8 protein-coding genes are annotated in these 10,250 nt (G+C 72.8%); 2 read left to right on the top strand and 6 right to left on the bottom strand.

From position 1 onward, the window contains the following. From QSK45_RS35050 to QSK45_RS35030, 5 genes are all read right to left on the bottom strand, one after another. The coding region (locus tag QSK45_RS35050) for a 2-oxoacid:acceptor oxidoreductase family protein (protein WP_490993663.1) at positions 1 to 391 on the bottom strand (391 nt) is incomplete at its 3' end. A gap of 2 nt (positions 392 to 393) precedes the next feature. Continuing rightward, positions 394 to 1,821, bottom strand: a complete 1,428-nt coding sequence (locus QSK45_RS35045) for a methylaspartate mutase (protein WP_285562965.1) — start codon at positions 1,819 to 1,821, stop codon at positions 394 to 396. Further along, a complete protein-coding gene (locus QSK45_RS35040; RefSeq protein WP_285562964.1) occupies positions 1,818 to 2,252 on the bottom strand; it encodes a cobalamin-dependent protein in 435 nt (144 codons plus the stop codon). The genes QSK45_RS35045 and QSK45_RS35040 overlap by 4 nt, the downstream gene beginning before the upstream one ends. A gap of 110 nt (positions 2,253 to 2,362) precedes the next feature. Continuing rightward, entirely contained in the window at positions 2,363 to 3,583 is a 1,221-nt protein-coding gene (locus QSK45_RS35035) for a fatty acid desaturase (protein ID WP_285562963.1), read from the bottom strand. A gap of 218 nt (positions 3,584 to 3,801) precedes the next feature. Continuing rightward, positions 3,802 to 4,131, bottom strand: a complete 330-nt coding sequence (locus QSK45_RS35030) for a helix-turn-helix domain-containing protein (RefSeq protein WP_285562962.1) — start codon at positions 4,129 to 4,131, stop codon at positions 3,802 to 3,804. A gap of 325 nt (positions 4,132 to 4,456) precedes the next feature. Between QSK45_RS35030 and QSK45_RS35025 the strand changes: the two genes are divergently transcribed. Both QSK45_RS35025 and QSK45_RS35020 read left to right on the top strand, forming a co-directional pair. Next, positions 4,457 to 8,488, top strand: a complete 4,032-nt coding sequence (locus QSK45_RS35025; RefSeq protein ID WP_285562961.1) for a type I polyketide synthase — start codon at positions 4,457 to 4,459, stop codon at positions 8,486 to 8,488. Between the two features lie 169 nt (positions 8,489 to 8,657). Beyond that, positions 8,658 to 9,290 carry a TetR/AcrR family transcriptional regulator gene (locus QSK45_RS35020; RefSeq protein WP_285562960.1) on the top strand — a complete coding sequence of 211 codons (633 nt, stop codon included), beginning with the start codon at positions 8,658 to 8,660 and terminating at the stop codon, positions 9,288 to 9,290. A gap of 49 nt (positions 9,291 to 9,339) precedes the next feature. Here the strand turns inward: QSK45_RS35020 and QSK45_RS35015 are convergent, their stop codons facing one another. Next, positions 9,340 to 10,245 carry an ADP-ribosylglycohydrolase family protein gene (locus QSK45_RS35015; protein WP_285562959.1) on the bottom strand — a complete coding sequence of 302 codons (906 nt, stop codon included), beginning with the start codon at positions 10,243 to 10,245 and terminating at the stop codon, positions 9,340 to 9,342. Between the last annotated feature and the right edge of the window lie 5 nt (positions 10,246 to 10,250).

Below are 10,250 nucleotides of genomic sequence, written 5' to 3'. Positions count from 1 at the left end.
TGGTGAACTCGTCCGTGTTCACGATGATCTCGGCGCCCCGCGGCAGATCGCCGACGTTGGCCTTCAGCGCGGCCGGGTTCATCGCGACGAGGACGTTCGGCGCGTCGCCCGGCGTGAGGATGTCGTGGTCGGCGAAGTGGAGCTGGAACGACGACACCCCGGGCAGGGTCCCGGCGGGCGCCCGGATCTCCGCGGGGAAGTCCGGCAGCGTCGAGAGGTCGTTGCCGAAGGAAGCGGTCTCCGAGGTGAAACGGTCCCCCGTCAGCTGCATACCGTCACCCGAGTCCCCCGCGAACCGGATGACCACCCGGTCGAGGGTCCGGGTCCGCTTGGGACCGCGGGTCTGTTCGAGGCTCCGCTCGCGCCGAAGTGCGGCGGGCTCCACGGCGATGGTCACGACGTCCCCTCGTGGTCGGTCTCACCGAACACGGTGAGGAAGTAGTTGATGTCTCCGGTCAGATCGGCGAGGAGCGAGCGGAGACCGGGGTCCGCGGCGCCGCCGCCGGTTCGGGCGTCGCGTCGCAGCAACGCGTCGTTACGGCGCAACGCGCGCCCGGACAGCGGCAGCGACCCTGCGGACAGATAGCGGATCGCGCCCTCCGCGTCCCGCTTCGGGATGACCTCCGACTTCGCGTAACGGCTCGCGCTGAACGGGATGTCCAGCGTGCCGCGCTCCAGCGCGTCCGCCACGGCGGCCTTCAGGTCGGCCTGTTCCAGCAGGGGTTCGACGATGTCGGCGACCTCGGCGAGGATCCACTCCAGCTCCTCGGCGACCCGGTCCGCGTCCACCGCGACGAAGTCGAGCAGCGGGGAGTTGGCGCGGGCGGCGAGCCGGAGGCCCTCGATGTTGGCCCGGGTGTCGGGGATGCCGTACGCCTCCTGGTACGTCTTGGTGATCAGTTTGGAGGCGCCGCCGAGCCGGGCGACGAGGGCACCATAGAAGATGAGGTCCTCGGCGTGGGCACGGCCCTTGGGGAAGACGCCCATGAACTCGTGGAAGACGGCGTGGACCTGGACGCCGGGCGGCAGATAGCGGCGGGCCAGCAGCGGGATGCTGCGCAGCGCGGCGACGTCCTGGACCAGATGGCCGCTCTGCGGGTAGGCGACGGAGATGCAGCGCACCCCGGCGCGGGCGGCGAGCACGGCCTCCACGACGCTGATCGCGAGGCTGATCGAGGGCGGGACCAGGACGGCCGTCAGCGTGCCGAACAGCTCCCGGTCGACGATCAGGCCGAGTTCGGCGAGCCGGCCGCAGACCCGGTCCACCTCCTCCCAGGCGGCGAGGGACTCCGCGACCGGGACGGCCTTGGAGTAGGGCAGGTTGTACGAGATGCCGCCGCCCTCGAACGAGGTGATCCCGGAGGCCACCGAGACGTCGAAGAGGGCGCGGGCGTCGGGCGAGCCGTGGCGGATCTCCAGCGGTGCGGCGACGGACTCGTTCAGGTCCCGGCCGCGCTGCCAGCCGTGGGTGACCAGCGGGTAGCCGTTGAGGTCCTTCGGATCGCGGTTCAGGGTGCGCAGGGCCTGCTCGAACCGCTTGAGCCGGGTGTGGGAGTCGATGGTCAGGGTGAGGAGGTCGGGCGCCGCCTCGGTCTCCAGGTCCCGCAGCAGGGCCTTCATCTCCTCGTGGCCGCCGACGCCGCACCGGGGCTGGATGGCCACCCGGCCCGACTCGCGCGCCTTCTGGAGGACCTGGGCGGCGGTGGGCTTGCCGAGGCCGGCGACGTAGGCGACGGACTCCTCGAGGGAGGGCAGGGCCCGGTTGCCGTGGGGGGCCTCCCCGGCGCGGTCCGCGCCGAGGAGGACGACCTTGCCGCTCATGACACGGCCAGCAGCGGCTCGGCTGCCGAGCGGGCGGCGCGCAGCTCGTCGAGGACGGCGGGCAGCGCGGCCGGGTCGCTCACGATGCGGTCGACGCCGAGCCGGCGGAGCCGCTCCAGGGCGGAGGGGTCCTTCCTGCTGCCGACCGACAGGTTCCCGCCGACGACGACGGGGCACCGGATCGCGCCCTCGGCCTTGGCCGCAGCCAGATCGCGCAGGTCCTCGTGCGCATGGCCGTTGAGGCTGCCGATGACCACCGCCTCGGCATCGGGATGCTCACGGCAGGCTTCCGCGAACTCCTCGACCGGGGTGCAGGTGCCGAGATTGACGACGGTGTATCCGATACCGCGCAGGGCGTGGGCGATCAGATGGTTGGCCACGGCGTGGGCGTCGCTCGCGGCCACTCCCAGGATGATCTTCCGCTGCTGCATGGGTACTCCTCCGGTGGGGGGGGTGGTTGGCTGGCGGTGCGGATCGGGGTGGCGTGCGGTCGGCCGTGCGCGTCCGGGGTGGTGGACGGTCGGCCGGCGCGGTGCGCGTCTCAGTCGTCGAAGGCCGCGAAGAGCTCGCGCTTGCTCACCTGCGGGAGCCGGGCGATGTCGTACTCGGCCGGGTCGGCGCCCGCCAGGGAGTCGAAGACGTGGTTGATGGCGGGGACCAGTCCCCACACCTCGCGGTACTCCGGCCATCCCTTGTGGCCCGACTCGATGTCCCGCTTGCGGGCGAAGAGGTAGTCGGCCCAGTCCCGGCTGGACGGGTAGCGGTGGTGGAAGTCGTGGACCACGGTGTCGCCGGTGAGCACGAGGTAGCGGGTCGGGGCGTGCACGAAGAGCATGCGCAGCGCCCAGCGGGTCCAGGCGAGGGCTCGGTGACCGGCCGGCAGCGCCGCGGACGGCGCGGGCTCGCCGATGAAGATGGCGTTGGTCAGGCCCGCGAAGTAGTCGCGGCCGCGCCGGACTTCGGTGCCGGCCTCGGGGAAGGTGTGCTTGACGCACAGCCGCAGGGTGTTGCTGACCTGGAACAGCGGCAGCAGCGGAACGAACCAGGCGAGCAGCAGGGCGGGCCAGGTGCCGGTGGCGATGGTGGCGGCGGCCAGGGCCGCGTAGAGCGTCACGGCGGTGACCTTCTCGCTGCGCGCGGCGGTGCTCCAGAAGGAGCGCACCCGGGAGACGGAGAAGGCGAGGTGGAAGCGCGGGGACAGCAGCTTGCCGGTCACCCGGCGCCACATCTGGCCCCGCGTCATCCCGGGACGCAGTTCGAGGCTGACGAGGAACGCCTGGACGGTGGGGTCGCGCAGCGTCATGTGGTGGGCGGCGTGGTGGTCGCTGACGTGTTCACGGCTGTAGCGCTCGAAGTTCTGGATGACCAGCAGGCTGGAGATGGCCCGTCCGATGGCGGTGTCCAGTCGCCTGCGCCGGTACATGTTCCGGTGCGAGCACTGGTGGTAGACCATCATGCGCAGGTTGCGCAGTCCGTGCAGGGTGAGCGCCCAGCCGGGCAGCAGGGCGAGGAGCCACCAGCCGCCGAGCGACCAGGCGGCCGAGGAGACGGCCGCGCCGGCGAGCATCGCGAAGGCCGCCGCCGCCAGGTGGAAGGTGGGGGTCCACGGCAGCCGGGTCTGCTCGGCCAGCGGTTTGCCGGTGAAGACGGTGAGCGGGTACTGGAGGAAACCGGGCAGGGCCCGCATGGTTTCCCGGGGGTCGGCGGGTTCGGGGGCGCCGTCCGAACGGGCGCTCCTGATCTCGACATCGGTGAGGGACACGCGTCATCTCCTTGTCCGGGGAGTGTGCGTTCCGGCAGCGCAGACCGAAATGGCTGCGGAATTCCGCGAGGGAATGGAAAAGGGAACTCTGCCGACGGCGTCCTACGAGTGGCGCCGCGACAACAGGCGGGCCAGGAAGGCATGATGAGCCCCCTGGCCGCCTCGGGGACGGCTCAGCCGCTCCGACGCGATCCGGAGTGGTGCGCCGGGAACCATTTCTATCCCGAGTGCCGCGGGCTGTGAATTGGACTTTCGTTCATGACGCGGTAGGCGTGTGCGACGAGACCCGCCTGCAGCCGGGATTCCACCCGGAGTTTGCTGAGGACCTGGGCCACATGTGCCTTGACGGTGCGTTCGGTCACCCGGAGCCGCGCGGCGATGCTGCGGTTGGAATGGCCGGCGCCGAGCATCAGGAACACCTGGTGCTCGCGCGCCGAGAGGTCGACGACCCCGGCGAGCGCGTCCGACCAGTCGGGCAGCGCGTCGACGGGATCGGCGCCGTAACCGGCATACGCGACGACTCCCGACCTTAACGGCGCATCAGACATCATTGCTCCCCCGTCGTGGTCTGCTGGGCATTAATAAACGCCGAGGCAAGCGTAGACTGCCATGCATAAGAAGACGCAAGTACAAGTTCCTGGTGACCTGGGTCACAGTACAGAGTTCTGGAAACCGGGCATAGCTGCATGAATCACCACAGCACGTCTCGCATGTTGAGACAGATCCTGAGACATGGTCATGAGCCTCTGGGTCAATCTTGGTTGGCGGTGTAACTTTGCATCGCACTTGCACCGCGCACCTCAACCCGCCTTGCCCTCCTGCGGCGAGGCGGTCGTGTCTGTTCTCATCGGCTCTGATCGAAGGTGAACGTACGTGGAGCGCTTCCCGTGCGCAGGTGGCGTCCCCATAGCCGTCGTCGGTATGGGGTGCCGTTTTCCTCGCGCCAACAGCATCGAGGAATTCTGGGATCTCCTGATGGCCAACTCCCAGGCCGTCTCCCGGATTCCCGAGGACCGATTCAACATCGACGACCATTACGCCGGCCGGTCCCCCTCTCCCGGCAAGACCGTCTCCCGGGACGGCGGTTTCCTCGACGACGCGTTCTCGTTCGACGCGGGATTCTTCGGGATTTCGCCGGTCGAGGCCAGAAGCATGGACCCCCAGCAGCGGATCCTGCTGCACGTCGTATGGGAGGCGCTGGAATCGGCGGGAATCGCGCCGGCCGGTCTGGCCGGTTCCCGCACCGGTGTCTTCGTCGGCCAGGCCACCGCCGAATACGGCGAGTCCGGCTGCCCGGACGAGGGCCCGGGAGTCCGAGACACCGTGGGCGGCCGGCTGCGGGCGGTCACCGCCGGCCGGGTCTCCTACGCGCTCGACCTGCGCGGCCCGAGCCTGGTGCTGGACACCGCGTGCTCCTCCTCGCTGGTGGCCGTGCACGCCGCCCGACAGAGCCTGTTGACCGGGGAGAGCGGCCTGGCCATCGCCGCGGGCGTCAACATCATCGTGTCCCCGCAGGACTCCATCGCCTACTCGCAGGGCGGCATGCTGTCGCCGGACGGGCGGTGCCGGTTCGGGGACGCCGCGGCCGACGGGTTCGTGCGCAGCGAGGGTGTCGGCGCGGTCGTCCTCAAGCCGCTGCCGGACGCGCTGCGCGACGGCGACCCCGTGCTCGCCCTGCTGCTCGGCAGCGCCGTCACCAACGACGGCCAGGGCAGCGGGCTGTTGCTGAAGCCCGCGGTCTCCGGCCAGGCCCAGATGCTCCGCGACGCCTGCCGCAGCGCGGGCATCGAACCGTCCCAGCTGGACTACGTCGAGGCGCACGGCACCGGGACGCCCACCGGCGACACCGTGGAACTGCGGGCGCTGGCGGAGGCGGCGGGCGGCGGGCGGCCGCTGCGCTGCGGTTCGGTGAAGACCAACATCGGGCACGCCGAGGCCGCCGCGGGCATCGCCGGACTGATCAAGACGGTGCTGATCGCCCGCCACGGCGTCATCCCCGCCTCCCTGCACCTGTCCGACCCGCACCCGCTGCTCACCGGCGAGCGGCCGGCCGTCTCCGTCGTCACCGAGAACACCCCGCTCGCCAAGGCCGGCCCCAAGGGGCTGCTGGGTGTCAGCTCCTTCGGCCTGTCCGGCACCAACGCACACGTCGTCGTGGGCGAGTTCGTCGACGACCGGCACCCGGCGGAGCGGCGGGCGCCCGAGGGCCCCCACCTCCTGGTCCTGTCCGCCCGCTCGGCCGCCGCGCTGCGCCGGCTGGCGGGGTCGTACGCGGACCACCTCGGTCCGGACGGCGCGGGCCGCGACCAGGCGCTCGGCGCCGTCTGCGCGACCGCGGCGACCCGCCGCGACGCGGGCCCGCACCGGCTGTGGGCCACCGGCACCTCGCACGACGAACTGGCGGCCGTACTGCGTGCGCTGGCGGCGGGTGAGCAGACCGCCGACGGCGGTGTCGGCGAGGCGGGCTTTCGCGGCCCCCGCCGTTCCGTCTTCGTCTTCTCCGGCCAGGGCTCGCAGTGGCTCGGCATGGGCCGCGGCCTGCTCGCCTCGAACGAGGCCTTCCGCACCGCGCTGCGCGCCTGCGACGAGGCCGTCCGCGAGGAACTCGGCTGGTCGGTCGAGGAGTTGCTGACCCGGGACGCCGACCGCTTCCCCGGCGGGGTGGAGGTCGTCCAGCCCACGCTGTGGGCGGTGCAGGTGGCCCTGGCGGCGGCCTGGCGGGACCTCGGCGTCGAGCCGGAGATGTGTGTCGGGCACAGCATGGGGGAGGTGGCGGCGGCCTGCGTCAGCGGCGCGCTGTCGCTGCGGGACGCCGCCGCGGTGATCTGCCGTCGCAGCCGGCTGATGCGGCGCGTGGCGGGCGGAGGCGCCATGCTCGTCGTGGAGCTGTCCGCCGACCGGGCCCACGAGGCCGTCTCCCGGACCCCGTCGGTGTGCGTGGCCGCCGAGAACTCCCCTACCTGCACGGTGCTCGCGGGCGACCCGGACGCCCTCGCCGGCCTCTCGGCCCGCCTGGAGGCGGAGGGGGTGCTGTGCCGGCTGGTGGACGTCGACGTGGCCTCGCACTCACCGCAGATGCGGCCGCTGCACGCCGAACTGACCGCCGACCTCGCCCACTTGAACGCGATGACGGCCCGCACCGGACTGTTCTCCACGGTCCGCCGCGCGCCGGTGGCGGGACCCGAGCTGGACGCCGGGTACTGGGCGGACAACCTGTGCGAACCCGTGGAGTTCCGCGCGGCGGTCCGGCAACTCGCCACCGAGGGGGAGGCGTCGGAGAACGTCTTCCTGGAGATCAGCCCCCACCCGGTGCTCACCACCTCGGTCCTCGACACCCTCGCCCACGACGGGGCGCCCGGCACCGCCGTGCCCTCGCTGCGCCGCAACACCGACGAGGCGGCCGAACTCCTGCGTGCCGCGGGCCGGTTCTTCGCCGCGGGCGGCCGGGTGGACTGGACACGGTGGTACGGCCGTCCCGTGCGACCGGTACCCCTGCCTCACTACCCGTGGGAGCGCACCGAGTTCCGGCGGGCACCGGCCGTCCCGCGCCCGGCGCCGAGCGCCCTGACCGGCCGGGTGGAGCTGGGCCGGTGGGGCATCGCCGCCTGGGCGGAACAGCTCAGCGTGGCCGGAACGACCGCCCTGCCGCCGGCCGTCCAGGTCGCCGCCGTCCTCGACACGGCCGCGCGGAACCTCCCCGGGACGTTCGCGGTACGGGACGTACGGCTCGCCCCCGCCCCGGTCCTCCTCCCGGACCCCGACGCCGCCGTGCTCACCGTCGCCCTGGAACGGTCCGGCGGCGACACCTGGCGGGCGGTCGTGGAACTGGAGCAGCCGGACGGTGCCGAGCGGGTCTTCTGCTCGTCCGCGTCGCTGTGCCCGGTGGACGACGGCGCCGGGCGCCGGGCGCCGTCCGCGCTGGACCAGGCCCTGGCCCGCTGCCACGGATACCTGTCCGCCGCCGGGTTCCGCGAACTGGCGGGCGGTTACGGGCTGGAGATCGGCGAGGCGTCCGGCGCGGTGGAGCAGCTGTGGCGCCGACGCGGTGAGGCGGTGGCGCGGATCCGGCCGGCCAAGCCGGCACCGGGACTGTGGGAGACGGCGCTGCTGCCGCTGGTGGCGGCCTGGCCCGAGGCGCGGCGCGCGGGCGGGGAGGATCTCGGCTTCCTGCCCACCGCCATCGACAGCGTCCAGCTCTACGGCGAACTGCCGGACGACTTCTGGAGCCTGGCCGTCGTCACCCCCGGGCCCGACGCGGGTCAGGTGCGCGGCGAGGTGCTGGTGCTCGACGGGGACGGACGGGTGCTGGCGGAGTTCCGCGGGATCACCCTGCGCCGCCCGGGACACCCGGAACACCCCGGACGATCTGAGCGCCCGGCCCTCCCGGCGGCGGCCTCCCTGGTCCGCGCGCTGCCGGCCCGGCTGGGCGCGCCCCGGCTCGGGCCCGCGCGCCCGCTGCTGTCCCGGTTCGCCACCATGATCCGGCCCGCCGCGGCCCGGCGGGGAATCCGGCTCGGCGGCCGGCCGGCGGAGCCGGCCGCACCGCGCCGGGCGGAGCACCGCGCCCCGTCCCGGGCGGTGACCACCGCGAACACCGAGGCGGCGCACGCGGTCACCGCGAACACCGGCACCGCGCACCTGGTCGCCGCCCGCACCGAGCCCCCGGGCCCGTCCCCCGTCGACGCCGTCCTCGCCGCCGCCTCCGAGGTGCTCGGTGTCGCGCGGGCCGATCTCGACCCGCGCCGGTCGCTGCGTGACCTCGGGCTCGACTCGCTCATGGCGGTCCAGCTGCGCAAACAGCTGAAGACCGGCTGCGGTGTGGACGTCACCGCGGGTCGGCTGCTGGGCGCGGAGAGCCTGGAGCGGATCGCGCGCAGCGTGACGCTGGAGGCGGCGCCCGTGTGAGCGGGCCGGGCAGCAGCGTTCGTTGGGGGGCCGTCGCGCCGAACTGGCGTGACGGCCCCGGCGCTTGTCGTGAAGTCGAACTCGCTCCCATAGTTAGACTGTGGTATAAAAATCGTGTCGAAGCCTCGATACTTCCAGTCGTTGTCAGCCCCGTGAAGCGGAGATGAACATGGCTCCTGGTCCGTCAGGCGGGACGCAGTCGCCCGGTCGACGCGAACGCAACAAGCAACGCGTCAAAGAACGCCTCTACTCGTCCGCGCTGGCCCTGTTCACCGAGCAGGGCTACGACCGCACATCGGTGGACGAGATCGCCGAGCGCGCCGACGTCGCCCGGGGCACCTTCTTCAACTACTTCCAGCGCAAGGAAGACGTCATCAGCGCCTGGGGGGAGGAGCGGCGAACCAAGTTGCTCAGCTATCTGGAACAGGAAGACGTCCACAGCTCGCACGCCGTCGCCCAACTGGTGCGATGCATGTCGGTGCTGGCCCGGATCAACGAGGAGGAGCAGGAGGTCACCGCGGCCATGCTCTCCGCGTGGGTGAAGGCCGGGCGGCCGCTGAGCGAGGAGCCCTACGTCGCCCAGATATTCGCCGACATCGTCGAGTCCGGCGCCCGATCCGGCGAACTCGACCCCGGCCTCGTGCCCGAACGCGTCGGCAACCTCCTGCGGGACGTCTACTTCGGCGCGCTCTACCGCTGGTCGCAGCACGCGCAGAGCGGCAGGGCGGGCGAACTGGACGACGAACTCCAGGCGGTCCTCAAGGTACTGCTGCACGGCATCGCCACCGTGGAGCACGTCTGACCGGCCGAAGTCCCCTTCGGGTGCGGCCGGTCGGGGTGCGCCGCGCCCGTCAGAGCGTTCGCGGCACCCACTCGGGCAGCGCCTCGGCCCGCTGCGTCCACTCGGCGGGCGGTGCCCCCGTGTTGCTCGCGGCGAGCACGCCGCCCACGATCGCGCAGGTGGTGTCCACATCGCCGCCCACCCGGGCCGTCGTCCAGAACGCGGTCTCGAAGTCGCCGAGCCCCCGCGCGGCGGACCACAGGGCGAAGGGCACGGTGTCGTGGGCCGTCCTGCGGCGGCCGCAGCCCAGCACGGCGGCGACGGTGACGGCGTCGCCGTAGTCCAGCATGTCCCGGGCGCGGCGCAGGCCCTGGCCGACCGCGCTCTTCGGAACGAGCGCGACCACTCCGTCGAGGAGCGCCTCGGGCGCGGGCGGGCCGTCCGGCGAGCCGACGAGCGCCGCGGCCGCGGCGACCGCCATGGCACCGACGACCGCCTCCCGGTGCTGGTGCGTGGCATAGGCCGAGATCTCCGCCTGGTGGGTGGCCTGCTCGGGGTCGTCCGCGTACCAGGCGCCCAGGGGCGCGGTCCGCATCGCCGCGCCGCTGCCCCAGGAGCCCCGCCCGTGGAAGAGGGCGGCGGCGGGCCCGCGCCAGTCCTCGCCCTGGCGGACGAGGCTCAGCAGCCGGCTCGCCGTGGGGCCGTAGCCCCGGTCCGGGTCGTGGTGGTCGGCGAAGGAGCGGGCCAGGGCGTCCTGATCGATGCGCTGGTGCGCGGCGAGCACGGCGACCACGGAGCAGGCCATCTCGGTGTCGTCGGTCCACGGCCAGGGCCCGGCCGGCAGCTCGCGGCGCTTCAGCAGGGCGTGGTGGGCGGGGACGAAGAACTGGGCGCCCAGGGCGTCGCCGACGGCCAGTCCACGCAGGCTCGCCAGGGCGCGCTCATGGCGTGCGCGGGGGGAGAAGTGTGCGGTCATCGCTC

The sequence above is a fragment of the Streptomyces hygroscopicus subsp. hygroscopicus genome, from assembly GCF_030269125.1.
GTDB classification, from domain to species: Bacteria; Actinomycetota; Actinomycetes; order Streptomycetales; family Streptomycetaceae; genus Streptomyces; species Streptomyces hygroscopicus_C.
Note: the sequence above shows the minus strand (reverse complement) of the source record. Positions and strands in the feature narration are given on the sequence as shown.